Annotated in this window: 19 protein-coding genes and 1 pseudogene; 3 read left to right on the top strand and 17 right to left on the bottom strand. The window is 57.8% G+C overall.

Annotation, left to right across the window (positions count from 1 at the left end):
* Positions 1 to 21: 21 nt before the first annotated feature.
* The 4 genes from frr to rpsB all read right to left on the bottom strand — a co-directional run bounded on the left by frr (position 22) and on the right by rpsB (position 3,348).
* The gene (gene frr / locus Q666_RS55805) at positions 22 to 585 is read right to left on the bottom strand and encodes a ribosome recycling factor (protein WP_022998460.1); all 564 of its coding nucleotides are present in this window, start codon (positions 583 to 585) and stop codon (positions 22 to 24) included.
* Between the two features lie 111 nt (positions 586 to 696).
* Positions 697 to 1,416: a UMP kinase gene (gene pyrH / locus Q666_RS55800; RefSeq protein WP_022998459.1), complete on the bottom strand. Its 720-nt coding sequence runs from the start codon at positions 1,414 to 1,416 to the stop codon at positions 697 to 699.
* Between the two features lie 69 nt (positions 1,417 to 1,485).
* Positions 1,486 to 2,403: a translation elongation factor Ts gene (tsf, locus tag Q666_RS55795; RefSeq protein ID WP_022998458.1), complete on the bottom strand. Its 918-nt coding sequence runs from the start codon at positions 2,401 to 2,403 to the stop codon at positions 1,486 to 1,488.
* Positions 2,404 to 2,547: 144 nt separating this feature from the next.
* Complete coding sequence (gene rpsB, locus Q666_RS55790) at positions 2,548 to 3,348, bottom strand: 30S ribosomal protein S2 (RefSeq protein ID WP_031268422.1); 801 nt, start codon at positions 3,346 to 3,348, stop codon at positions 2,548 to 2,550.
* Positions 3,349 to 3,669: 321 nt separating this feature from the next.
* Here rpsB and Q666_RS55785 point away from each other — a divergent pair, with 321 nt between their 5' ends.
* The gene (locus tag Q666_RS55785) at positions 3,670 to 4,071 is read left to right on the top strand and encodes a VOC family protein (RefSeq protein WP_022998455.1); all 402 of its coding nucleotides are present in this window, start codon (positions 3,670 to 3,672) and stop codon (positions 4,069 to 4,071) included.
* Positions 4,072 to 4,138: 67 nt separating this feature from the next.
* Here Q666_RS55785 and Q666_RS55780 read toward each other — a convergent pair.
* Positions 4,139 to 4,501: pseudogene (locus tag Q666_RS55780) on the bottom strand (cupin domain-containing protein).
* A 105-nt stretch (positions 4,502 to 4,606) separates the two neighbouring features.
* On the opposite strand from Q666_RS55780, the gene Q666_RS55775 reads away from it, so the two are divergent.
* Positions 4,607 to 6,076, top strand: a complete 1,470-nt coding sequence (locus Q666_RS55775) for a PLP-dependent aminotransferase family protein (protein WP_022998452.1) — start codon at positions 4,607 to 4,609, stop codon at positions 6,074 to 6,076.
* A 19-nt stretch (positions 6,077 to 6,095) separates the two neighbouring features.
* Here the strand turns inward: Q666_RS55775 and atzF are convergent, their stop codons facing one another.
* The 5 genes from atzF to Q666_RS55750 are packed head-to-tail and all read right to left on the bottom strand — an operon-like array spanning position 6,096 to position 13,119.
* Positions 6,096 to 7,934, bottom strand: coding sequence for an allophanate hydrolase (gene atzF, locus Q666_RS55770; RefSeq protein WP_022998451.1), 1,839 nt, complete (start codon positions 7,932 to 7,934; stop codon positions 6,096 to 6,098).
* Positions 7,935 to 7,955: 21 nt separating this feature from the next.
* Positions 7,956 to 9,587, bottom strand: coding sequence for an ABC transporter ATP-binding protein (locus Q666_RS55765; protein ID WP_022998450.1), 1,632 nt, complete (start codon positions 9,585 to 9,587; stop codon positions 7,956 to 7,958).
* Between the two features lie 11 nt (positions 9,588 to 9,598).
* Positions 9,599 to 10,489: an ABC transporter permease gene (locus tag Q666_RS55760; protein ID WP_022998449.1), complete on the bottom strand. Its 891-nt coding sequence runs from the start codon at positions 10,487 to 10,489 to the stop codon at positions 9,599 to 9,601.
* Positions 10,486 to 11,511: an ABC transporter permease gene (locus Q666_RS55755; protein WP_022998448.1), complete on the bottom strand. Its 1,026-nt coding sequence runs from the start codon at positions 11,509 to 11,511 to the stop codon at positions 10,486 to 10,488. The genes Q666_RS55760 and Q666_RS55755 overlap by 4 nt, the downstream gene beginning before the upstream one ends.
* 3 nt (positions 11,512 to 11,514) lie before the next feature.
* Positions 11,515 to 13,119 (bottom strand): ABC transporter substrate-binding protein, encoded by a 1,605-nt coding sequence (locus Q666_RS55750; RefSeq protein ID WP_022998447.1) that lies wholly within the window; start codon positions 13,117 to 13,119, stop codon positions 11,515 to 11,517.
* A 123-nt stretch (positions 13,120 to 13,242) separates the two neighbouring features.
* On the opposite strand from Q666_RS55750, the gene Q666_RS55745 reads away from it, so the two are divergent.
* On the top strand, positions 13,243 to 14,157 hold the full coding sequence (locus Q666_RS55745; protein ID WP_022998446.1) for a LysR family transcriptional regulator: 915 nt from the start codon (positions 13,243 to 13,245) through the stop codon (positions 14,155 to 14,157).
* Positions 14,158 to 14,241: 84 nt separating this feature from the next.
* Here the strand turns inward: Q666_RS55745 and dnaE are convergent, their stop codons facing one another.
* From dnaE to Q666_RS55710, 7 genes are all read right to left on the bottom strand, one after another.
* Positions 14,242 to 17,718, bottom strand: coding sequence for a DNA polymerase III subunit alpha (dnaE, locus tag Q666_RS55740; protein WP_031268418.1), 3,477 nt, complete (start codon positions 17,716 to 17,718; stop codon positions 14,242 to 14,244).
* A 536-nt stretch (positions 17,719 to 18,254) separates the two neighbouring features.
* Positions 18,255 to 18,971, bottom strand: a complete 717-nt coding sequence (locus tag Q666_RS55735) for an ABC transporter ATP-binding protein (RefSeq protein WP_022998443.1) — start codon at positions 18,969 to 18,971, stop codon at positions 18,255 to 18,257.
* Between the two features lie 11 nt (positions 18,972 to 18,982).
* The gene (locus tag Q666_RS55730; protein WP_022998442.1) at positions 18,983 to 20,287 is read right to left on the bottom strand and encodes a lipoprotein-releasing ABC transporter permease subunit; all 1,305 of its coding nucleotides are present in this window, start codon (positions 20,285 to 20,287) and stop codon (positions 18,983 to 18,985) included.
* A 124-nt stretch (positions 20,288 to 20,411) separates the two neighbouring features.
* On the bottom strand, positions 20,412 to 21,740 hold the full coding sequence (proS, locus tag Q666_RS55725; protein WP_031268416.1) for a proline--tRNA ligase: 1,329 nt from the start codon (positions 21,738 to 21,740) through the stop codon (positions 20,412 to 20,414).
* Between the two features lie 561 nt (positions 21,741 to 22,301).
* Positions 22,302 to 22,592 carry a DUF1467 family protein gene (locus tag Q666_RS55720; protein WP_022998440.1) on the bottom strand — a complete coding sequence of 97 codons (291 nt, stop codon included), beginning with the start codon at positions 22,590 to 22,592 and terminating at the stop codon, positions 22,302 to 22,304.
* 3 nt (positions 22,593 to 22,595) lie between these two features.
* On the bottom strand, positions 22,596 to 23,000 hold the full coding sequence (gene mce, locus Q666_RS55715; RefSeq protein ID WP_006934701.1) for a methylmalonyl-CoA epimerase: 405 nt from the start codon (positions 22,998 to 23,000) through the stop codon (positions 22,596 to 22,598).
* Between the two features lie 44 nt (positions 23,001 to 23,044).
* Positions 23,045 to 24,730 (bottom strand): ribonuclease J, encoded by a 1,686-nt coding sequence (locus Q666_RS55710; protein ID WP_022998439.1) that lies wholly within the window; start codon positions 24,728 to 24,730, stop codon positions 23,045 to 23,047.
* Positions 24,731 to 24,771: the final 41 nt, after the last annotated feature.

Genomic DNA, 24,771 nt, shown 5'->3' with positions numbered 1-24,771 from the left:
AACTCACACTCCCCAGGTCGATCAGACCTGGGAAATTTCCTGCTCTTTTTTCTCCAGCATGCCGTCGACCTCAGCAATCATCTGGTCGGTCAGCTTCTGCACTTCATCGGATGCGACACGGCTGTCGTCCTGGGAAATGTCACCGTCTTTTTCGGCCTTCTTGGCGGCGTCCATGCCATCGCGGCGGACGTGACGGATCGCAACTTTTGCCTGTTCGGCGTATTTGTGAGCCACCTTGATGAGTTCCTGGCGGCGTTCCTGGTTGAGCTCGGGAATCGGCAGCCGCAAAAGCATGCCGTCTACAACCGGGTTCAAACCAAGGTTGGATTCTCGAATCGCCTTTTCAACGGCCGACACCATGCTCTTGTCCCAGACCTGAACAGCCAGCATGCGAGGTTCGGGAACGGAGACGGTGGCTACCTGGTTGATCGGCATGGACTGGCCATAGGCATCAACAGTAATCGGATCCATCATGGAAGAAGAGGCGCGGCCGGTACGCAGTCCGGCAAATTCCGTTTTCAGAACCGACAAGGCTCCCTGCATGCGGCGCTTCAGATCATCAAGGTCCACACCTTCTACCGACATTTTATCCTCACTGTTGTTTTGTGCTTGGCTTAATAGAGTCTCGGCGCGCGCCAACATGGCATAAACGCACCGAAACACAAGAGCTTGAACCGGGATTGGTTCTTAAAACTTTCAGTCACCCACGACAGTGTAGGTGCCGGTTTCCTGAAGCACACTGACGAGGGCGCCGGGTGAGTGAATGGAAAACACAATGACGGGAATGGAATTGTCACGGGCCAGGGCAATGGCCGTCGTGTCCATGACTTTCAGGTTGCGGGTTATGATTTCGTCATAACCAAGGGTGTCATAGCGCTCCGCGTTCGGGTTGACCTTGGGGTCTTCGGAGTAGACGCCATCCACCTGCGTCCCCTTCAGGAAGGCGTCGCACTTCATTTCGGCAGCCCGCAGAGCCGCACCGCTGTCCGTGGTGAAGAACGGGTTGCCGGTGCCCCCTGCGAAGACGATCACATCGCCGTCTTCCATATAGCGGTCAGCGACACGCTGCGAAAAGGTTTCACAAATCGAGGGAACGGATACGGCGGACAGAACACGGGCATTGACCTTCAGGCGGCGCAGGGCATCCGCCAGCGTCAAGCTGTTCATGATGGTGGCCAGCATGCCCATGTGGTCGCCCGTGACGCGGTTGCCACCCTTGGCGGCGACTGCAACACCGCGGAAGATGTTCCCTCCCCCGACGACAACGCCGACCTGAGCTCCAAGAGCCACTGCGTCGGCGATTTCCTTGGCGATCCTTTGCACGATGGCCGGGTCAATTCCAAAAGCCTGCGATCCCATCAGGGCCTCGCCGGAGAGTTTCAGAAGGATCCGTTTCCAGCGCAAGGAATTCGTCATGGGTGCACCCTTTTTGAAATTGTCTTTCTAAAAAAAAAGCGCCGGACTTGCCGGCGCTTTTCCTTGAGCTTACTGCCCGGTGGCTGCTGCCACCTCTGCGGCGAAGTCTTGCTCTTCCTTCTCGATCCCTTCGCCGATTGCGAAGCGGACAAAGCCGGTAAGTTTGACTTCAGCGCCGATTTCTTTAGCGAGCGCCTCTATGGCCTGCTCAACCGTCTGATCCGGGTTGATCACGAAGGCCTGCTTCACGAGGGTAACTTCCTCGTAGAATTTGCGCAAACGGCCTTCCACCATTTTTTCAATGATGTTTTCCGGCTTGCCGGATTCGCGTGCCTGTTCGGAGAAGACAGACTTCTCACGTTCGACAACGGTCGGATCCAGTTCTTCGGTGTTCAGCGACAGCGGGCTGGTTGCAGCAACGTGCATGGCAATCTGACGGCCAAGGCCATTCAGCTTGTCCTTGTCACCAGCGGATTCCAGAGCCACCAGAACGCCGATCTTGCCGAGACCGTCGGAAACAGCACTGTGAACGTAGGTCGCGACAACGCCTTCGTTTACGGCCAGAACCGCAGTACGGCGCAGGGTCATGTTTTCGCCGATCGTGGCGATCGCATCGGTGATCGCTTCTGCAACCGGCTTGCCGCCAAGGTTTGCAGCGGAAACGGCTTCAACGGAACCATCGGTGCCGACGGCTACCTTGGCCACATTGGAGACCAGCTCCTGGAACCCTTCGTTGCGTGCAACGAAGTCGGTTTCGGAGTTCAGCTCGATCACGGCAGCCTTGTTGCCATCAGCGGCAACGCCGACCAGACCTTCAGCAGCCACACGGCCTGCCTTCTTGGCAGCCTTGGCCAGACCTTTGGTGCGCAGCCAGTCAACAGCTGCTTCCATATCACCGCCTGCTTCAGTCAGGGCGGTCTTGCAGTCCATCATGCCAGCGCCGGATTTCTCGCGGAGCTCTTTTACCATCGCAGCGGTAATGCTCATCGATTGCCTCGTGCATGGGGGTTTCAGATGAGACACGGTTTAGCCCATGGCCTTCCGCGCCTTTATGACGGGGCTGCAACAAAATGCAGCCCGCCTTGCGAATTTCAACAGTATTCTGCCGCGGCAGACCGCGGCAGGAGAGGCTTAAGCCTCGGCAGCTGCTGCTTCAGCCGGAGCTTCTTCAGAAGCCTCAGCAAGAACTTCTTCAACCGGAGCTTCTTCGGAAGCGCCGATGTCCATGCCGGAAGCACCCTGTGCACGGGAAATACCGTCGATGGCGGCACGAGCGATCAGGTCGCAGTACAGCGAAAGAGCGCGGCCGGCATCGTCGTTACCCGGCACCGGATAGGTGATGCCTTCCGGATTGGAGTTGGAATCGAGGATCGCGGCAACCGGAATACCCAGACGACGGGCTTCCTGGATGGCAATGGCTTCGCGGTTGGTGTCGATCACGAAGATCAGGTCCGGAATGCCGCCCATGTCCTTGATACCGCCAAGGTTCCGCTCGAGCTTTTCACGCTCGCGGTCCATGAACAGACGCTCTTTCTTGGTCAGAGCGTTGGCAGCGTCGGAAGACAGGGTTTCTTCCAGCTTGCGCAGGCGCTGGATGGACTGGGAGATGGTCTTCCAGTTCGTCAGCATGCCGCCGAGCCAACGTGCGTTGACATAATACTGAGCGGAGTTGCGCGCTGCAGATGCGACAGATTCCTGTGCCTGGCGCTTGGTACCTACGATCAGAACGCGGCCACCGCCGGCAACCGTGTCGGACACGGCCTTCAGAGCCTGGTGCAGAAGCGGAACGGTCTGGGACAGGTCCATGATGTGAACATCGTTGCGTACACCAAAGATGTACTGACCCATGCGCGGGTTCCAACGGTGTTTCTGGTGACCAAAGTGAACGCCAGCTTCCAGCAGCTGACGCATGGTGAAATCGGGCAAAGACATGGCCCTTATCTCCTGAGTTTTTCCGGTTTGACCTCCGCAAGAGGATGTGGACCGGAGAGATTTCCCTTCGGCCACCGGAAGGACCCCGATAAGCTCGGTTTCCGCCCCTTGCGTGTGGAATGCGCGCCTTATAGTTGGGAAGAAATTTTATTTCAAGGCCCAAGGGCCGGTTTTCTTCAGCCCAATCGCTGTTTGAAAATCGAATTTTCCCGCCCTGGCGCAAGCTCACGTTTCGATACCTTGATAAGCAGCGACGTGTGTTGACGAACAATCATGTCATTTATACCTATTTTGAACTCGCCACAGCAAGGACACTCCACCGTGACCACCAAAGGCATCAACCACCTGGGCCTCACAGTCCGAGATCTGGACCAGACCACCGCCTTTTTCACCGAGCTGCTCGGCTGGCAACTGCTGGCACGTGATGACAACTACCCGCGAACAACCGTTTCCGACGGTACAGCCCGCCTGACGCTCTGGCAGGCAGACCGCACAAGGCCTGTGACGGGCTTCGACAGGAAAACCAATATCGGCCTCCACCATCTGGCCCTTGAAGTCTCAAGCGAAGAAAAGCTGCTGGAAATTGCCGAAAAGGTGAAGGCCTGGCCGGGAGTCGAGATCGAATTTCTGCCGGAGCCTCTCGGCGGAGGCCCACGCAAGCACATGATGCTGGCTGAACCCGGTGGTATCCGCATCGAATTTATCTGGCCCGCAGGGCAGTAACAGCGCGCCGAGAACTGCCTCGTTGGCCAGGCCGGAACGCACAAAAGTCCCGGCCCAAACAACCTTGTCAGATCCAGAGATCGTTTTCCTGGGTCCTGTCTCCGCCCGCATGGCCGGTATTGAGAATACCCTTCGGTTCGATCAGCAGCAGCTCGGCTTCCGAGTCCGCATAAGGCTTGTGCTCGACGCCCTTCGGCACGACGTACATTTCCCCCTCGCCCAGTACAATGGCTCGATCGCGAAAATCGATGCGGATTTCGCCCTTGAGAACGATGAAGGTCTCATCCGTTTCAGGATGATCATGTCAGACGAAGTCTCCTTGAATGCGGACGATCTTGAACTGGTAATCGTTCATTTCCGCAACGACGCGCGGCGACCATAACCTTTCGAGCCTTGCAAGTTTTTCCGTGAAACGGATCGGATGTTCCATTGCCATGTCCGGCACTCCTGACTGATGAAATGTCCGGCCCGGTTTGACATCTCTCCTAAAATCAAAACAGATACAAAAACTCGAAAATGAACAGATACAGTTGAAATGGTTTCGTTCAAATACCAGTCTGTTGCCCAGTCCCTGGCTCAGCTGATCGACAATGGCACCTTGAAGCCCGGGGAGAGGTTCCCTTCCCTCCGGCGCACCATGCGCAGTTATTCCGTTAGCCTGTCGACAGCCAACCAGGCCTATGCCCATCTTGAGGACAAAGGCTATATCCGTGCACAGGCAAAGTCCGGCTATTTCGTCACCCGCCCAGCAAGCCACAGGCTCATCGAGCCCAGTAAAACAACGCCACCGGAGACCAGCCGCAGTGTCGTGTTTCAGGCTCCTTACCTGGAGATGCTCGAACATGCGTCAAACCCGGCATATGTGCCGCTTGGCTGCGCCATTCCCGCCCCGTCTCTGCTGGCCGCAGAGCCGCTGAACGCCTTGCAGGCACGCATCCTCCGCTCGAAAGGACAGCAACTCAACGCCTATGGGTCTGCTCAGGGGTTACCGGAACTCAGGAGAGAAATCGCAAAGCTTATGTGCCTGCATGGCAGCACAGTTTCCCAGGAAGAAATTGTCATTACGAGTGGCTGCACCGAAGCTCTAGGGCTCGCACTTCAAACGCTCACACAGCCGGGCGATACGATTGCCGTCGAATCGCCCGCCTATTTCGGACTGCTGCAGGTTCTCGAACGCCTGAAACTGAAGGCCTGGGAGTTGCCAACCTCGCGGGACGGCATCGATCCGTCCGCACTCGAGCTGGCTCTGAAATCGGGAACCGTAACTGCCGTTGCCTTGTCGTCCAGCTTCACCAACCCACTTGGCACCATGATGCCGGAGCCTGTGAAACGTTCTGTCCTGAAGCTGCTGGACCGTTACAAGACACCCTTGATCGAAGATGATACCTACGGCGGCCTCGGGTTTGGCGGATGCCGTCCGGCACCGTTTTTCAGTCTGCCGCACGAGACCGAGATCTTCTATTGCAGCTCTTTCTCGAAAACCCTCGCCCCAGGCTACCGAACCGGCTGGATCCGCGCTCCCGGCCGCATTGCCCAAATCACCAAGGCCAAATTCTCCGCCTCAATCTGCAACCCGTTGGCACCTCAACTGGCTTTGGCTGAATTTCTGTCATCCCGGGACTTCGAGCGCCATGTGTCTCGCATGGCCCGGACAATGGAAACCAATGTCGCGCGCGCACGCCGGGCCATTGCACAGTCCTTTCCGGCGGGTACCAGGGTCACACATCCGGACGGCGGTTTCGTCTTGTGGGTAGAAATGGACAAAAACATCGACACAGCAATGCTTTATTACAAGGCCTTAAATCAAAATATCTGCTTTGCTCCTGGCAGTCTTTTTACCGCATCAGGCCTTTATGCACATTGCCTTCGCATCAGTTGCGGCGACGTTTGGTCGGACGCACTTGAATCCGCTATTCACCGCCTGGGGACGCTGGCCTGCGAAGAGCTTGGCAATCAGCAATCAGAAGAAACATTCCGCCTACCCTCAATTTCCCGCACTGACTGAACCCTCGTATGTCAGAAGTTCAGCTTGCATGCGCGGTCAGCTTCTCGTCAGAGACATCCGGCTGGGGAACGGAAGCAGCCACTGACGAAAGATAGGTTCGCCAGGAACTCAGTTCGGTGATTTCAACAGCCCCTTCAACTGCATGTCCTTCACACAAAAATCCCTTTACGTCGGTTCCATCTTCCAGCTTGACCGTGCCGATGCACAGCGGTGCCGGAATACCCGTCATGAAACTGCCGAAGGTCTCAAGCGGCATTGCCCAGACCTCCACATTGATTGAGCCGCCCGCGCCGACCCCAACCTGCACAAGGCCCGGCCGCTTCGGAGGCCCGCCTGCAAGCGCAAAGAAACGGTATTCCGGTGCTGTCTTGCTGGATTTTACAAAGCGTGCGCCGTGAGAAATCAGCTCCTTGTTTAGCGGCAGTCCCGACATGTGGGCGCCGCAGACCGCAACAGCTATTTCACCGGCAGCGATCTCGCTTGTGGTCAGCGCAGGTTTCTGCCGAGCCCAGGTCGTTGCTCCAAGCGGCCCCGCTTCCACTGTAGCGGCAAGCGCGGCGGCGGCTGCATCCTGACCGCAGCGGGCCAGAACGGTCAGGCTTCCAGGCCGGCCGTCCTGTCGCAAACCTGTTGGCACGGCAATACCGCAAAGATCGAGAAGGTTTACGAAATTCGTGTAGGTGCCAAGGCCTGAATTCGGGCCAATGGGGTCAACGGTAATTTCTTCTACCGAGACGAATGTCGGTATCGTCGGAACGCAGAGGAAGTCGGTCTCTGCCAAAAGCTCATCACATATCCGGCGCAGGTCCTGCAGCTTGTAAAGTCCACGGAATGCGTCGACAGCGGTCAAAGAAAGACCCGGTTCGATAATTGCGCGCGTCGTCGGATGAAGCGTCTGCGGCGCATCAATCAGACGATTACCGACAGCAGCTGTACGTTCCGCGACCCAGGCCCCCTCGTAAAGCAGGCTAGCGACATCGTAAAACGGCTGAAAATCGATTTCCTGCACAACGGCCCCCTGCGTACGCAGCGATGCGATCGTTGCCCTGAAATGGTCCGCCTGAGCCATGTCACCGAAGGTTTTCAGTGAAGCATCGTCAGGGACCGCGATCCGTACAGTTCCCTGACTGGCAGACAATTGCTGGACCGGCAGCTGCCTGGAATAGGCATCTGCCGGGTCGTAGCCTGCAGCAGTCTCGAATACGGCCCATGCGTCCGCAACAGTCATGGCAAAAATCGAGATCGTATCGAGGGTCCGGCATGCAGGGACCAGACCTGAGCCGGACAGAACGCCCAGGCTTGGCTTGAGCCCCACAATGCCGTTGAGGGCTGCCGGCACACGCCCGGACCCGGCCGTGTCGGTTCCCAGCGAGAAACACGCGAACCCGTGGGCAACAGCAACGGCCGAGCCTGAGGAAGAGCCACCGGGAACGATTTCCGGATCCACCGCGTTCAGTGGCACGGGGTATGGCGTTCTCACTCCGACGAGGCCAGTCGCGAATTGATCGAGATTGGTCTTGCCAAGACAAATTGCGCCCGCTTGCCGAAGACGTCCAACGACAAAAGCATCGCAATCGGCGAAATACTCGAAATCCGGGCACGCTGCAGTCGTCGGCATGCCAGCCACGTCGATATTGTCCTTGGCCACATAGGGAATTCCCCAAAGAGGCCGGCTATCGGGATTGCCTAGACTACGGGCCTCAGCAAGTGCCGTTTCTCGTGCCTGGTGAATGAAGATTCCCGGGTCGCCGATGGCATCAAGCCGCCTGAAGGCTTCTTCGATCACGGCCTCAACAGACAAGCCTTCGGCGTAGGCCTGCCGGAGCCCAGCGAGCGTGAAGGGAAGTTCGCGGATCATGTCTAGTCCTTCCAAAATATCTTAGGCGGCGGTTTTGCGCGTCGGTGCCTGGGGCGCAGCCGTAAGCAATTCGCGAGTGTACGGGTTCTGGGGCGTATCCATGACCGTCTCGACGGCTCCCGCCTCAACAACTTTGCCGCCCTTCATGACGACGACATGGTCGCACAGCAGACGCACGACATTGAGATCATGGCTGACGAAAAGGTAACTCATGCCAAGCCGGGCCCGCAGGTCTGCAAGCAGGTTCAGGACAACGGCCTGAATGGAAACATCCAGAGCGGCAGTCGGCTCATCAAGGATCAGGAGATCGGGATCCGGGGCGATTGCCCTGGCTATGCCGACGCGCGCCTTCTGCCCCCCTGACAGCTGGTGCGGAAACCGATCAAGAAGATGGCTCGGCAAGCCTGTCAATGCGGCCAGCTCTTCCACCCGTTCGCCCAAGTGGGCGCCTTTCAATCCTGTCAAACGCTTCAAGGGTTCGGCTATCGACTGACGGGCGGTATGTCTGGGATTGAGACTGTCCGTCGCATCCTGGAAGACCATCTGGATTTTCTGCCGCAGTGGATGCCGGGAGAAGTTCTCCGACGGGAGCTTGGCAATATCCTCGCCCCTGAAAAGCAGGTGGCCCGACGTCGGATCAAGCAGTCGCACGATCATGGAAGACGTGGTGGATTTTCCGCAGCCGGATTCGCCGACCAGTCCCACGCTTTCGCCTTCGCGAATGGTGAAGCTGATGCCCTTGACGGCGTACACCGGACCGGATTTGCCCTGGTAGGTCTTGGTCAGGTTGACGACTTCCATCATCGGAGAATTGCCGATTGTCCGTGCGGCCAGCGGCGCGCGTTGATCTTCCGGCAGCAATGAACGAATGCTGACTCCGCGCCGCGGCGTCGCGTCCACCAGTTTTCTGGTATAGGCATGTCGAGGGTTTGAAAACAGGTCCGCCGGCCTGCCCTCCTCCACAATGACACCGTCCTTCATCACGACGATGCGGTCGCAATATTCGGACGCCAGGCCGAGATCGTGCGTAATCAGGATCGACGACATTTCGCGTGCCCGAACAAGATCATCGACAAGGTCCATGACGGCCTTTTGGGTAGTGATATCGAGGCCGGTGGTCGGCTCGTCCGCGATGAGAAGCTTGGGGTCACAGGCAAGCGCAATGGCAATCACGACGCGCTGGCACATGCCCCCCGAAAGCTCGAAGGGATAGGCTTCGTAACGCTCAGCAGCCTCGTTGATCTTCACCGCCTCCAGTGCCTCGATTGCCTTTGCTTTCGCATTTTGCCTGGTCGCCCGGCCATGCTGGCGAAGGACGTCCTCAAGCTGGTGCCCAACCTTGCGAATGGGATTGAGTGCGGCACGCGGGTTCTGAAAGATCATCGAGATCTCCCGACCGCGGATTTCACGCATGTCGCGCTCCGCCGCCTGTTTGAGATCGATACCGTCATATACCGCCTCACCGGATTTGATCCGGCCACCGGCGTCCAGAATGCGCATCAGGGCATAGGATGTAACGGATTTTCCCGATCCACTTTCCCCGACTATGCCCAGACGTTCGCCCTTGGCCAGGTCGAAGCTGATACCCTTGACGGCCTGAACGTCTCCGCGGCGCGTCTTGAAGGCAACTTTGAGATCCTTGATGGTCAGCATGGCAAAGCTCCTCAGGTCCGGCGACGCGGGTCGACGATGTCGCGTAGACCGTCTCCCATCAGGTTGAAGGTAAAGACTGCCAGCATCAGCCAGAGCCCCGGAAACAACGCCAGCCACCACTCGCCGGACACGATGAAATTCGCGCCTTCAGCAACCATGATGCCCCACTCCGGTGTGGGCGGACGAACACCAAGGCCGATAAAGGACAATCCGGCCGCGTTCAAAATGGCCCACCCCAGATTGAGCGAGACCTGCACCATCATCGGCGGCAGGGCATTCGGAAATATGTGAAACGCAAGCACCCTGGTGTCCGAATTGCCGGCAAGCTTTGCGGCAAGCGTGAAGCCGGCTTCCCGCCGGATGTTGACCTCCGCACGAACAAGACGGGCATAGAACGGAATGTTGATGATCGCAGTGGCCAGAATGATGTTGGAAATCGAATTCCCGAGCGCCGCCACAATGCCCATGGCCAGCACGAACAATGGAAATGCCATGATGGTGTCGAGAAACCGGTTGAGCACCACATCCAGCCAGCCTCCACGGTAACCGGCCACGGCACCAAGGACCGAACCGATGACGAAGGAAAGCGCGACAGCGGACACCGAGATGATCAGATCAAGGCGCGTTGCAACGATCACTCTTGAAAAGACATCGCGGCCCAGATTGTCGGTTCCGAACCAATGAGACCAGCTGGGGGCCTGCAATGCATTTGCCGCATTCGTCTGTAGCGGATCGTAGGGAACCAGTGCAGGTCCGAGCACTGCTGATCCGATGAAAAAAGCGAACATGGCGAAAGACAGTGCCGTGACCGGATTTTCCCGAAGGACATAGATCGTGTGGGCCAGCGCACCGGAGCCGGTCTTCCGCTCCGCGACGGTTGGAGGCAACGTCGTATCACTCATTTCGAAGATGTCCCGAAACGTGGATCAATCAGCGAATAGGACAGATCGATCAACAGGTTGAGAATGACGAACAGCAATGCCATCGCCAGAACGAACCCCTGAACCGCGGCGTAATCGGAAACCACAAGCGCCTCGACCGCATAGGATCCGATGCCTGGCCAGGCGAAGACCTTCTCGACCAGCACATTCGCCCCAAGCACAAAGGAAAACACCATACCCAGCGTGGTCACGACCGGAAGCAGAGCGTTGCGGAAAGCGTAGCCGTAGAGGACCATCCCTGGCCCGAGACCTGCTGCCCGTGCGGTTCTGACATAGTCGGCCGCCAATGCAGACAGCATCGCCGCTCGCGTCATGCGCGCGATCGGGGCAAGGGTGAAGAGGGCTAGCGTCGTTGCTGGCAAGACCAGCTGCTTCAGCGCCCCGAACCAGGTTTCCCAATCTCCGGCAATTGCAGCGTCGATCAGGAAAAAACCGGTTATCCTGGGCGGATCAAGATAGATGAAATCGAGCCTGCCGAGGGGCGACGGAGCGATGCCCAGGAGGTAATAGAAAACGTAGATCAGAACGATGCCGGTGAAGAAGGTCGGCAGAGATACGCCGGCGGTGACAAGGATCCGGCATAGCTGGTCAATCCAGGTTCCTGGCCGTGTCGCTGCCAAAACGCCGAGTGGAACGGCTATCAGGCAGGACAGGATCAGGGCGGACAGTGTCAATTCGAGCGAGGCCGGCAATCGGGACGCAAGTTCCGTCGCAACCGGCCGGCCGGTGGAAACCGACTGACCCAGATCACCCTGCAGCAGATCTCCTACATAGATCAGGAACTGCTCCGGCAACGGTTTGTCGAGGCCCAGAGACCGTCGAACCTCTTCGATGGATTCAGGCGTTGCCGCAGCTCCGGCAAATTGCACTGCTGGGTCACCGGGCAAGGCACGTGTGAGGATGAAGCTGATCACCACAACGCCTATCAGAACCGGTATCGCCTGCAGAATGCGGTTAAGCGTAGCTGAGCTGCGACGCGCCATGACCTAGCTCTCCACGTTCGTCAGAGAGCGGACATCGAGCTGGCGGTGGAACCAGAACTCGTAACCGTCGGCACTGTTGACCGCGACGTTGAGCGCCGGCTGATAAAGCGGAATCCTCGGCAGGTCTTCCATCGCGATCTCGAACATCCGCTTGATCTTCGGCGCGTACTCAGGATCGTCCTGCGCCATGTGAAGCGTTTCCGAGGTCAGGGTCTCGATTTCCTCGTTTCGATAATTCGAGGAATTGAAAAGGTTGCCTTCCTGATACGCCCAGAAGAAGTAGTAGTCGGGTGTGTCCAGCCAGCCGCCGAAGTTTTCCAGATGTAGTGGCAAGCGCTTTTCCACGAGCACCGCCGTGCGCCAGTTTGCCCCGGGGATCTTCTCGATTTCCGTCTTGATGCCGAGTTTGCCGAGACTTTCCTGGATCAGCAGTGCAGTTGGCTCCATCCAGGATGCAAGGTCTGTGCTGATCGACAGAGGGACTTCGAAGCCATCAGGATAGGCGGATGCTGCAAGCAACTCCTTGGCTTTCTCCATGTCATGGCTATAGGGCGACTTGCGTGGCCAGGAGGTGTCTTCAATGGTCTCGCTACCGCCCCACAACGGTGCGCCGCGGCCGTAAGCTGCGGTATCGAAGATGTCCTTGTAGGGAATCGCGTAGGCGATAGCTTTGCGCACATTCGGATCCTGGAAAGGCTCGAAAGTGTAATTCAGGCCAACCACATGCATGGTGTTGGCAATCGGTGTGGAATACACTTTCACCTTTTCAGCGAGCTCAGCAGCATCCTTATCAGGTATGTCGAAGGACACCTGCACATCACCACGTTCGATCAGGGCGCGGCGGGTTGCCGGACTCGGCACTTCTCGAACAATGATTCTGCGAACCTTTGGCAAAGGTCCACCAGCCCATTCGTCAAAGCGTTCGTAAACGATCTGCTGGCCGGAATCCCAACGGGCAACCTTGTAGGCCCCGGACCCGGCAGGTGTCGTGTGAAGATACTCAGTCGCCCAGGGATCATCGGCTGTCGCATGTTCCTTGGCGACTTTCGAATTGATGACGAACGGCACAGGAACTGCCAGATCCGGCAAGGATAGCTTTGATGGCTTGTCGAGCTTGACGACAAAGGTTTCCTCATCGACGGCTTCAAACTGATCCGGCCGCACAAGGCCGCCAGCTTTCATCTGCGTGCTCGGGAACCCGCCAACTGACACTGCCCTGTCGAAAGACCATTTTACATCCTCAGCGGTCACCTTGCTGCCGTCCCAGAAAACGGCGTTCGGCTTCAGCTTGAAGGTAATGGTCAAACCGTCGTCGGAAATTGTCCAGCTTTCCGCGAGTTCCGGTTCCAGCTTCGAATAGTCGAAGGAAACGCTGCCATCGTCCAGGGTCTTGCTGCCGAACGTAATCAACCGGTCATAACTGTTGATGGCAACCTGATAGCTGGCCCTGTTGGTACCGGTACGGTGAAGATCCAGACTGTTGATGGTCTGACCGGTCACCGCCACCAGAGTATCGCTTGCGGCGAAGGCAGACAGGGACCGGGAAAACGGGAGGGCGCCGACGACGGCAGCTCCGGCTTTGAGGAATTCGCGTCTGTGTAGGGACATGTTCGGAAACTCCGCTGTGCGATTGGCTTTCCGAAGCTTGCAGGTGTTTTCTGTTTCCGAAAAATGCTATAAATTCACAGATGCGATGAAAAAAATGCAACGCTATAAACAAAGCCTATTGAAATGAGACACTTATACACGTTTCAGCTCATTGAGGCTGTCGCCCGAGCGGGTTCCATCAGAAAAGCGGCGGAAGACATGAACCTGACCGCCTCGGCGCTCACGCGCCGGGTGCAAAGGTTCGAGCAGGAGTTTGGCGCACAGCTCTTTGAGCGCCTACCGAAGGGCGTACGTCTCAACCCTGCCGGAGAGCTTCTTCTCCACCACTACCGCGCAAGCCTTTCAGACCTTGCTCGTGTGCAGAGCCAGGTCGCGGATCTTGCAGGAGAACGCAGAGGGCACGTTTCCATCGCCTGCTCGCAGGCTATGGTTCCTTATTTCCTGCCCGAGCAGATCGCCCGGTACCGGCGTGATCATCCGGGCGTCACGTTTTCGGTCAACGTCAGGGACAGAACCCAGGCCGAGCAGGAACTCGTGTCCTATTCCAGCGACCTGGCACTGGTGTTCGAGCCAGTCTATCTGGTGGATTTCGAGGTGCTTCATGTCATCCCGCAGGAGGTTTATGCGGTCATGGCGAGCGACCACCCACTGGCAAAAAAAGCGGAAGTGCGCCTGCGGGATTGTCTCGACGTGCCCCACGTCGCCCCGACAACCAAATATGGCGTCAGGCATCTGCTGGACTTTGCTGCCCGGCGCGGCAGTCGCCGCGTTTCTCCCGCTGTCGAAACCGAAAGCTTCGACCTGATCCGGCACTACGTTCTTTGTGAGAAACTGATCGGCTTCCAGATCCCTCTGGGGCTCAGAGAGCAGGATGACGGCTCGCTGGTTTTCAAACCGATCTCGAGCAAGGACCTGCCACCCGGGAACCTAATTCTGGGTCAGATGCGCGGGCGTACACTTCCCGTGGCTTCAGCGCGCTTTGCGTTGCAGCTGGCCACAGCGCTCAAGGACTATCACAGCGCCCGAATCGGCAACTGACTGAGCGAGCATTTTCAGGACCATAGAAACCCTGGCGCACCAGCGCTCCCGTAGTGAAATCGCATTGTTGGCGCCTCTGGACGCTCACGCCACCTGTACGTCCGTTACACCTGGCACTGCCTTGAGCGCGCCCGCAATTTCCGGTGACAGGCGGAACCGGCCAGGGAGCTTGACCTCCACTTCCCGTGCGCCGTTTTCCAGAAGCACAATCACCGTCACGTCACCTTCACCCCTCACCTGCAACTGCTTTGCAAGGCTCGGGATCGGACGTTCATCGCGAACAAAGACACGCATGCTTTTCTGCAGGCGGGCTGCGACCTGATCGATCGGATCAACCTGTTCGATTCGAAGGGAGGGCTCGTCGTCGCGCATGTCGGCCCCGACGAGCACGACAACGGAACGTCCAGCCTGCAAGGCATCCCGGAACTGTTCGAGTTTCTCACGGAAGAGCAACGCCTCATACTGGCCCGTAGCATCGGACAGGCGAACGATACCCATGCGATTGCCGGTCTTGGTCTTGCGTTCCTGCATGGACACGACGGTGCCGGCAAGCCGGCCGTGAGACGCCCCCTTCTTGACTGCTTCCGAAAACTGGCTCCACGGCTGTGCCCGCATCTTTTCAAGCACGGAGGCGTATTCGTCGATCGGATGCGCTGACAGATAAAACCCGATCGCCGAGTGTTCCCGCTGCAGCTTCTCTTCGTTTGTCCAGCCATGGACATCATCCAGCTGCAAGGGTTCTTCGCTGTCGCTGCCGCCAAAAAGCTCGTCCTGGCCGAGCGTCTTGTTTTCCTCGGTGCGTTGAGCCAGGCCCATGATCCGGTCGAGACCTTCAAAAACCCGTGCCCGGTTGGGCTCAAGCTCATCGAATGCACCGGCGGCCACCAGGTTTTCAAGCGTTCGCTTGTTGAGGGCCTTGGGTGAAATCCGACGCGCAAAATCGCCAAGGCTCTTGAAAGGCTTGTCGCCCCGAACCTCAACAATGTGTTCAACCGCCTGCTCGCCAACACCCTTGATCGCGCCCATCGCGTAAAGGATCTTGCCGTCGGCAACGTTAAAATAAACCTGCCCGCGGTTGATTGACGGCGGCTCGATCTCGATCTTCATGCGCCGACATTCCTGACGGTAGTCGCCCAGTTTTTCCGTATTGCCCAGATCCAGTGTCATGGAAGCGGCCATGAACTCGACCGGGTGGTTCGCCTTAAGCCAGGCCGTATGATAGGAGACCAGTGCATACGCCGCAGCGTGCGACTTGTTGAAGCCGTAGTTGGCGAACTTCGCCACAAGATCGAAGATTGTTCCGGCGTGGCTCTTGTTGATCCCACGCTCCACCGCGCCGTCGACAAAACGCGCCCGCTGGACTTCCATTTCCGCGGCAATCTTCTTACCCATGGCGCGGCGCAGAAGGTCAGCTTCACCGAGAGAGTAGCCGGACAGAACCTGCGCAATCTGCATCACCTGTTCCTGGTAGACGATAATGCCGTTCGTCTCCATCAGGATGGGTTCAAGCAGGGGATGCAGGCAGTCCGGGTCCTGTTCGCCGTGCTTCACCGCGTTGTAGACCGGGATGTTCTCCATCGGTCCGGGTCGATACAAAGCCACAAGGGCAATGATGTCTTCGAACCGGTCGGGTTTCATGCCTGCAATCGCGCGGCGCATGCCCTGACTTTCCAGCTGGAACACGCCAAACGTTTCGCCGCGCGCCAGCAGCTTGTAGGTCTTCTCGTCGTCGATCGGCAGGGCTGCCACGTCGACATCGATACCACGCCGTTCAATCAGCTTCACCGCCGTATCGATAACCGTCAGCGTCTTAAGGCCAAGGAAGTCGAACTTAACAAGTCCGGCGTCTTCCACCATCTTCATGTTGAACTGGGCGACCGGCATGTCGGAACGCGGGTCTCGGTAGAGCGGCACCAGCTGTTCCAGGGGCCTGTCACCGATGACAACGCCCGCAGCGTGCGTGGAAGCGTGCCGGTAAAGGCCTTCGAGCTTCTGAGCCATGCCCAGCAGCCGCTCGACGATTTCCTCTTCCTTGGCTGCCTCGCGCAGGCGTGGCTCTTCCTCGATCGCCTGACCAAGCGTTACAGGATTTGCCGGGTTGGCAGGAACAAGTTTGCAGAGCCGGTCGACCTGGCCATAAGGCATTTGCAGCACGCGGCCGACATCGCGCAGCACGGCGCGGGCCTGAAGCGATCCGAAGGTGATGATCTGCGCGACCTGCTGCCGGCCGTATTTTTCCTGAACATAACGGATCACTTCTTCACGTCGGGTCTGGCAGAAGTCGATATCAAAGTCAGGCATCGAAACGCGTTCAGGATTGAGGAAGCGTTCAAACAGCAGCGAAAACCGCATGGGATCGAGGTCGGTAATGGTCAGGGACCAGGCAACCAGGGACCCCGCACCGGACCCGCGACCCGGGCCGACCGGAATATCCTGCCCTTTTGCCCATTTGATGAAGTCGGCAACGATCAGGAAGTACCCGGGAAATTTCATGCGCTCGATGATGCCGGTCTCGTAGTCGAGACGGTCCCAGTAGTCCTTCTCCTCAAGACCCGGCGCCAGTCCATGCGCATCAAGGCGCGCCTGCAATCCTTCGCGTGCCTGGCGGATCAACTCTTCCGCCTCTGCCTTCTCCGCTTCTTCCGGATCCGCATCCGCACCGGCAAACCGGGGCAGGATCGGCGCGCGCTTCAACGGGCGGAAGCTGCAGCGCCGGGCAATTTCTACCGTTGAAACAAGCGCCTCTGGCAAATCCGCAAAGAGCGCGCACATTTCCGCGCGGCTTTTGAAGTAGTGCTCCGGTGTCAGCCGTCTGCGGTCGTCCTCGATCAGCACCCTGCCCTCGGAAATGCAGATTAGGGCGTCATGAGCTTCATAGTCTTCGCGCTTGGGAAAGAAGGCTTCGTTGGTGGCGACCAGTGGCAGCCCGTATTCGTAGGCCAGATCGAGAAACGCGTCTTCGGTCTTGCGCTCGGCTTCCATGCCATGGCGCTGGATTTCCACGTAGCAACGACCGGGAAAACGGTCCGCCAATGTTTCCAACCGGCTTTTTGCGAGGTCCTTGCGGCCGGCAAGGAGCGCTGCCCCGATCGGCCCGCCAACACCACCAGTCAGAATGATAACGCCTTCGGACTTTGATAGAAGATACCCGGAGGAAACATGTGGCCTCAGACCGGTTTCCGTATCGAGGAAGGCCCGAGAACTCAGCTCCATCAGATTGCCGTAACCGGCTTCTGTCATGGCGAGAAGAACAACGTCCGAAAGCGCAGGTTCCCCTCTCCGACCGCTTTCAAGTCCATCGTCGAAAAAGACGGAAAGCTGACACGCCGCAATCGGCTGAATTCCGGATCCCCACGCTTTGGTTGCAAATTCCTGCGCGCCAAACAGATTGTTGGTATCGGCAATCGCCAGCGCCGGCTGGTCATCGGCCTTGGCGAGGTCGAGAAGCTTCTTGATCGGCAACGCACCTTCCAGAAGCGACAACGCCGAATGGACCCGGAGGTGAACATAGCCGGGACCGCTTGCCTCACTGCCGGCATTTTCTGACGAACCGGAAGACAGAGAATTATTGGGATCTGTAGCAGACATGGCGGCTCTCATAACATCTTCCAGAATCAGCGCTCAAGTGAAGCGTGTTCGGAATAGCGTGTCGAGACGCCGAAGGAGTTGTTACCGCTGTTCTTTGTAATCCTGACTTCGCATCACACCGCAGTGGACTGAGTCCAGGAACTCAAAAAACGCACTGGCACCATTTGCCGAAACAACGACCGTTCAGCAGAGATTGATCAGCCGACGGACAGAAGCACGTCGCCCCAGACAGCGAGCGTCGTGCAGAAGCAAACCATTGCACCGAAAGCGGCAAAATCACGAGCGATATGGATCATCACATCCTCCAACCGTTGCTAATTGCGTAACTGGATGATGTTCCATTTTTGTTCCTATTGCAAGCCCTTTTTGTTCCCCTTGTCATCAAGCAAATCAAATTTGCTGAAAACTTAGGGTTTTTGCTTTGTTCTTCTGGAGAACGGTAGCCCTGAGGAGCCCGCTCACATGGGGTAGAAACAATTTTTTGGCTTGGCTTGTCTGACTGGAAAAACCTAGAGGTCCCTGACCAGGCCTTCGGACAGCGTTATTGCCCTGTCCATACGGCCCGCCAGTTCCAGGTTGTGAGTTGCGAACAGCGTCGCAACACCGGACGCCCGCACCAATGCCTGCAAGGCGTCGAATACATAGCCTGCAGTGTTGGGGTCCAGATTTCCCGTCGGTTCATCCAGAAGAAGGATACGAGGCGCATTCGCAACTGCACGGGCAACGGCAACGCGCTGCTGCTCCCCGCCGGAAAGCTCCGAAGGGCGATGGCTGCCACGCTCACCGAGACGCATGTATTTCAAAAGTTCGTCTGCTCTCTCCGCTGCCATCTTTCGCGGCAAGCCACGGATCATCTGTGGCATCATCACGTTTTCCTGCGCGGTAAACTCCGGCAGCAGGTGATGAAACTGATAGACGAACCCGATGTCGTTACGCCGGATGGCCGTGCGCTCATCATCAGACAGATCCGAACAGTTGACCGGTCCCAGGAAGACATCGCCCTCGTCCGGGCGCTCCAGCAAACCTGCAATATGCAAGAGGGTCGATTTGCCGGTTCCGGAAGGCGCCACCAGGGCAACCATCTCACCGGCCTCGATGCGCAGATCGGCGCCGTTCAGGATATGAAGTTCGCGATTACCCTCGTCGAAACTGCGGGTAATGCCAGACAATTGCAGGGCGGCGGGCGCCAGTCCCGGTGCCTGGTTGGGGTCAACGGCCATGTTCATCTCCCGTCTCCCTATTCATATCTGAGGGCTTCAACGGGATCGAGCCGCGCAGCCCGCCACGCAGGATAGACCGTCGCCAGCAGTGACAACGCAAGCGCCATGACAAGCACTGTTATCGTCTCTCCGGAGTCAATCTCCGCGGGCAGCTGTGACAAGAAGTAGAGCGTCGGATCGAACAGTTCCGTCCTGGTAAGCCAGGAAACGAATTGACGGATGCTCTCGATGTTCAGGCAGACCAAAAGTCCGAGGAAGAAGCCGGCGAAAGTACCCACGAAGCCGATGCTGGCGCCTGTTATCAGGAAGATCCGCATAATCGACCCACGCGTCGCGCCCATGGTCCTCAAAATCGCGATGTCCTTGCCCTTGTCCTTTACCAGCATGATCATGCCGGAAACGATATTGAGCGCCGCAACCAGGACGATCAGCGTCAGGATGATGAACATCACGTTCCGCTCCACCTCAAGGGCTGCAAAGAAGGTGACATTGCGCTGGCGCCAGTCGGTTACGAAAGCCGGCCGATCCGCAGCCTCCTCGATCGTGTCCTTCATGATACCGACCCTGTCGGGGTCAGCGACATAAACTTCGATACCGGTCGCCTTGGTATCCATGTTGAAATAGGCCTGCGCCTCTTCCAGTGGCATGAACAGGAAGGTCGCGTCGTATTCACTCATGCCGATTTCGAAAATGGCGGTAACCGGATAGGCCTTCAACCGCGGCGTAACGCCCATGGGGGTCACACTACCGCGCGGTGAGATAATGGTGACATTGTCACCAAGGGTGATGCCGAGCTGTTGCGCCATGCGCGAACCAATGGCAACCCCCTCGCCCTCGTCGAACCCGTCAAGGGTTCCGGCCCGCACATTGTTCGCGATAAGCGGCACACGGCGCAGATCGCTTTCGTAAAGGCCACGAACGAGCGCTCCGAAATTCCCTGCAGGCCCGGAAACCAACGCCTGGCCTTCCACAAAGGGCATCGCACTGACCACATCCGGCACACCCTGCAACCGGGCAGAAACCGCATCATAGTCCGTCAGCGGCTGGTCGATCGGTTGAACCAGCATATGACCGTTGATACCCAGGATCTTGCCGAGAAGCTCCGTCCGGAACCCGTTCATCACCGCCATCACGATGATCAGCGTTGCCACGCCAAGCATGATGCCAGCAAAGGAAAAGCCTGCAATGACGGATATGAAGGTTTCGCGGCGCCTAGATCGCAGGTAGCGCCCTGCAATCATCCATTCAAATGCGGAAAAGGCGCGTGTCGGGGCTGCCGGTTTGCGACCGTCGTCAATGTCCGCCGTATCTACCGCTGTCATTGTCCATCCAGTTCAGCACAGCCCCAAATTCAGCACAGCCTACCTACCGAAATATTTCCGGCAGGCCGGCTGGCCGCAGCAGACGCCGCGACCGAATCCCCACACAGAGGATCACCGGACTTGGTTAGTCCGTCAATGCCGCCGTCAGCTTGTTCAAGGTGGCTTCCGGAGAAAGCATTTCCTTTTCCCCAGTTGCCCGGTCCTTGACTTCCAGCAAGCCGTCTTTCAGTCCACGCGGCCCGGCAACGACCTGGAACGGCAAGCCAATCAGATCCATCGTCGCAAACTTGGCACCGGCCCGGGTGTCCGTATCGTCGTAAAGAACCTCGATGCCGGCAGCTTCAAACTTGGCATAGAGATCTTCACACACCGGATCCGTCAGCTCGTCACCCGGCTTCAGATTGACCAGCCCGACATGGAACGGCGCGACGGATTTCGGCCAGACGATTCCATTTTCATCATGATTGGCTTCGATCAAGGCGCCAAGAAGGCGTGAAACGCCGACACCGTAGGAGCCCATGTGGACCGGCACTTCCGTGCCTTCTGCAGTCGCAACCTTGGCCCCCATCGCATCGGAGTACTTGGTACCGAAATAGAAGATATGACCGACTTCGATACCACGCGCCGAAACGCGGGTGTCTTCAGCCAGTGCACCGAAGGCTGCTTCGTCGTGCATTTCGTCCGTTGCCGCGTAGGGCGTCGTCCATTCGGTCACGATCGGCGTCAGGTCGGAGGAGAAGTCCGTATCTTCCGCAGGCGTCGGCAGCTCCAACAACGACTTGTCGCAGAAGACTTCGCTTTCGCCGGTGTCGGCAAGAATAATGAACTCGTGGCTCATGTCGCCGCCGATCGGGCCGGTGTCGGCTTTCATCGGGATCGCCTTCAGCCCCATGCGGGCAAATGTGCGCAGGTAGGCGACAAACATCCGGTTATAGGCGTGGCGGGCCGATTCCTTGTCCAGATCGAAGGAATAGGCATCCTTCATCAGGAACTCCCGGCCGCGCATGACACCAAAGCGCGGGCGCACCTCGTCACGGAACTTCCACTGGATGTGATAGAGGTTCAGCGGCAGGTCCTTGTAGGATCGCACGTAGCCGCGGAAGATGTCGGTGATCATCTCCTCGTTTGTCGGCCCAAACAGCATGTCCCGCTCATGACGGTCGGTGATGCGCAGCATCTCCTTGCCATAGGCATCATACCGGCCACTCTCGCGCCAGAGATCGGCTGACTGGATCGTCGGCATCAGCAACTGAATCGCGCCTGCCCTGGCCTGTTCTTCTTCCACGATCCGTTCGATCTTGCGCAGGACCTTCAACCCAAGTGGCAACCAGGAATAGATTCCGGCGGACTGCTGACGAATCATGCCGGCACGCAGCATCAGCCGGTGGGACACGATTTCCGCTTCCTTGGGTGTTTCTTTCAGTATGGGCAGAAAGTAACGGGAAAGACGCATGAATGTTCTCTCAATCTTGGGCATCGCCTGTTTTGTGCGCAGTCAAAGCGCAAGCTGCCACCAAATACAAGCCCTTTGCGCTGGCATGCCTGCCTTATACAGAAATGACGGCAAAATAGCGCGCAAATGCGGGCATTTGCTGAAGTTTGCCGCCTAATTTTTTGCCGGCTTCAGCACTAAGACCTTAGTACCAATTGCCGCCAAGGAAATAGGCAAGCAAAAAAAATAGCCTGTGCACGACAAATAGGTGACAAGGCTGAATCAATCCGCTAGTTTCCATCTTCATAACAAAAAGATGCCTTGGCAGAAATGCCAAGAGGCTCAAGGACATCGCGGTCTGAGTCTTGGGAGGAAGGACCCTCAGGCGCACCTTTTGGTTTGCAGCCGCCCAGCTGTACGGGAATACCGGACAGTAAGGGTACAGGGTCGAATTTAGACGCGGAACTTTACAAAGGCAGAGCTTGGCTCTGCCTTTTTTCTTTGCGGAAAAGCATCAGATTTCTTGCAACCTGGCGAACTTGCCGTGGGATCCGAACAAATATGCCCCGGAAGGCGCACCCGTCAGTTGGACGGGTGACTGTAGCTGCCGGTTGGCGGGTTGAGGAACGGAATGTCGTCCAACCCGAATCCCGAGTTGCGCATACCGAGGTATCCGGCAAAAACCACAGTTGTCACGATGGTGGTCAGGATGATTACCCGACGGAATCGCGGCTGCTCGGGAGCGCTTGGCTCGGTTCCTGGTACAACCTCGCCTGCTTCTTCCTGCGTCCGGCGCATGCCGAACGGCAGGATGGCAAACAGAATGATCCACCAGAGCATGAAATAGATGGCCATGCCAAACGCGATGGACATGAATTAAGCCTCTTCAAGTTCGGTCAAGGTACCGAGAAAGTCCTTGGGATGCAGGAACAGCACAGGTTTGCCATGCGCCCCTATCTTCGGTTCACCGTCGCCAAGTACCCGGGCACCATCTGCCAGCAGCTTGTCGCGCGCGGCAATGATGTCATCAACCTCGTAGCAAACGTGGTGAATGCCACCTGAGGGGTTCTTTTCCAGGAACTTTGCAATGGGAGAATTCTCGCCAAGCGGCTCAAGCAGCTCGATCTTGGTGTTCGGCAAGTTGATGAACACCGTGCTGACGCCGTGGTCCGGCTGCTCTTCCCTGGCTGAAACCTCTGCACCGAGAGTGTCCCGGTAGACTGCCGTTGCTGCCTCGATATCCGAAACCGCAATGGCGACGTGATTGAGCCGTCCGATCATTTGCAAACCTCCGCTGTCGGCGGCCACTCAGGCCGCCGTGATGACTATAGTTGGGTCACCATCACCTTGCAGAGCGTCTTTTTGCCCCAGACGTTCAGGATCTCGGACCGGGCTGCACGCCGCGCAGCCTCTGCAACCAGATCCTTGTCCTTGCGCCGGTTCTTCGGGATGCTTGTTACAGCGCCCCTGACAGCCTTGATGACGATATCCTCCATCGGATCACCTTCATCATCCGTGTCCGGCAAGCCCAACAGGACAACATTGGGGTCGTCCAGCAGCTCCCCGGATCGGTTGACCACCAGCGCGATCACCGCGGCGCCCGCAAACGAAAGCTTGCGCCGTTCCTTGACGCCGGTGACTTCCGGATCGTCCAGGATATCGCCGTCTTTCACCAGAATGCCTGACGGCGCCTCGTCGATGATACCGGCACGTCCCGCACTCAGGCGGATGATGTCCCCGTTCTTGCCGCGCACCACTTCAGGCACCCCGAGGTCCTTTGCGAACGCGGCGTGGGCGGCAAGATGCAACGGTTCCCCGTGGACGGGAAGCACGACTTTCGGCTGGACCAGTTTGTAAAGCTGCTCCAGTTCGCCCCTGCGCGGGTGACCTGACACGTGCACAAGGGCGTCACGGTCGGTGATGATGTCGACATCCTTGTCGGCAAGGTTGTTCAGCACCTCACCAACGGCTTTCTCGTTGCCGGGGATCGTGCGCGAAGAAAAGATGACCATATCGCCCTTTGACAGCGCGATGTTGCGATGGTCGCCGGCTGCGATCCTGGCGAGGGCAGCGCGGGCTTCGCCTTGCGATCCCGTGCACAAAAGCACGGTCTTTTCCCGCGGCAGATAGCCATAGGCCTCTTCATCGTGAAACGGCTTCAGTCCATCCAGATAGCCAAGCTCTCCGGCAACCTCGATCACCCGGTGCATAGAGCGGCCGACAATCACCATGTCGCGGTCGTTCGCGGCGGCAGCTTCCGCAATCGCCCGAATGCGGGCGACGTTGGATGCAAAGGTGGTGACCGCAATTCGCTTGCTGGCCTTTGCCATCACTTTTTTCAGCTCGACAGCAACATCTGCCTCGCTGGGGCTGACACCGTCACGGATTGCGTTGGTACTGTCACAGACAAGCGCCATCACCCCTTCCCGGCCGAGCTCGGAAAGCCGGTCCAGATCAATGGGAAGGCCGACGCCAGGCGTCCTGTCGATCTTCCAGTCGCCGGTATGCAGCACCATGCCGGCAGGCGTGCGGATCGCCAGCGCACAGGGCTCCGGAATGGAGTGCGCCATCGCAACAAATTCGACATCAAACGGACCAATCTTGTGGCGCTCACCCTGCTTCACCACCGTCACCGGAACCTCTTCTGCTCCCGGCTCGCTTTCCGTTTTGGCTGCGAGCAGACCGGCAGTGAAGGCCGTTGCATAGACCGGTACCTTCAGGAAGGGCCACAGATGCAGGATCCCGCCGTAATGGTCTTCATGTGCGTGGGTAATCACCATACCGGCGATATTGTCGACTTCATCTTCCAGGAACTTGATGTCCGGAACGACTACGTCGATGCCCGGAAGCTCCGGTCCGGCGAAACTCACACCACAGTCGACGATCAGCCATGTCCGGTCATCTTCCGGACCATAGCCGTACAAACCGAGGTTCATGCCGATTTCGCCGACCCCGCCCAGGGGCAGAAACACGATGTCGTTGTTGTTGTTGTTTTTCTTGGCCGAAGCCATGGATTGCTCCTTTAAACGTCAGATCGGGCAACGGCCCGGCG

Source organism: Labrenzia sp. C1B70 (genome assembly GCF_000475395.1).
Lineage (GTDB): Bacteria > Pseudomonadota > Alphaproteobacteria > Rhizobiales > Stappiaceae > Roseibium > Roseibium algicola.
This window is presented reverse-complemented; position numbering and strand designations above follow the sequence as displayed.

Coding starts and splice junctions, on each gene's coding strand:
- frr (WP_022998460.1), bottom strand. CDS start 585: ATGTCGGTAGAAGGTGTGGACCTTGATGATCTGAAGCGCCGCATGCAG.
- pyrH (WP_022998459.1), bottom strand. CDS start 1,416: ATGACGAATTCCTTGCGCTGGAAACGGATCCTTCTGAAACTCTCCGGC.
- tsf (WP_022998458.1), bottom strand. CDS start 2,403: ATGAGCATTACCGCTGCGATGGTAAAAGAGCTCCGCGAGAAATCCGGC.
- rpsB (WP_031268422.1), bottom strand. CDS start 3,348: ATGTCTTTGCCCGATTTCACCATGCGTCAGCTGCTGGAAGCTGGCGTT.
- Q666_RS55775 (WP_022998452.1), top strand. CDS start 4,607: ATGGTTTCGTTCAAATACCAGTCTGTTGCCCAGTCCCTGGCTCAGCTG.
- atzF (WP_022998451.1), bottom strand. CDS start 7,934: ATGATCCGCGAACTTCCCTTCACGCTCGCTGGGCTCCGGCAGGCCTAC.
- Q666_RS55765 (WP_022998450.1), bottom strand. CDS start 9,587: ATGCTGACCATCAAGGATCTCAAAGTTGCCTTCAAGACGCGCCGCGGA.
- Q666_RS55760 (WP_022998449.1), bottom strand. CDS start 10,489: ATGAGTGATACGACGTTGCCTCCAACCGTCGCGGAGCGGAAGACCGGC.
- Q666_RS55755 (WP_022998448.1), bottom strand. CDS start 11,511: ATGGCGCGTCGCAGCTCAGCTACGCTTAACCGCATTCTGCAGGCGATA.
- Q666_RS55750 (WP_022998447.1), bottom strand. CDS start 13,119: ATGTCCCTACACAGACGCGAATTCCTCAAAGCCGGAGCTGCCGTCGTC.
- Q666_RS55745 (WP_022998446.1), top strand. CDS start 13,243: ATGAGACACTTATACACGTTTCAGCTCATTGAGGCTGTCGCCCGAGCG.
- Q666_RS55735 (WP_022998443.1), bottom strand. CDS start 18,971: ATGAACATGGCCGTTGACCCCAACCAGGCACCGGGACTGGCGCCCGCC.
- Q666_RS55730 (WP_022998442.1), bottom strand. CDS start 20,287: ATGACAGCGGTAGATACGGCGGACATTGACGACGGTCGCAAACCGGCA.
- proS (WP_031268416.1), bottom strand. CDS start 21,740: ATGCGTCTTTCCCGTTACTTTCTGCCCATACTGAAAGAAACACCCAAG.
- Q666_RS55720 (WP_022998440.1), bottom strand. CDS start 22,592: ATGTCCATCGCGTTTGGCATGGCCATCTATTTCATGCTCTGGTGGATC.
- mce (WP_006934701.1), bottom strand. CDS start 23,000: ATGATCGGACGGCTCAATCACGTCGCCATTGCGGTTTCGGATATCGAG.
- Q666_RS55710 (WP_022998439.1), bottom strand. CDS start 24,730: ATGGCTTCGGCCAAGAAAAACAACAACAACAACGACATCGTGTTTCTG.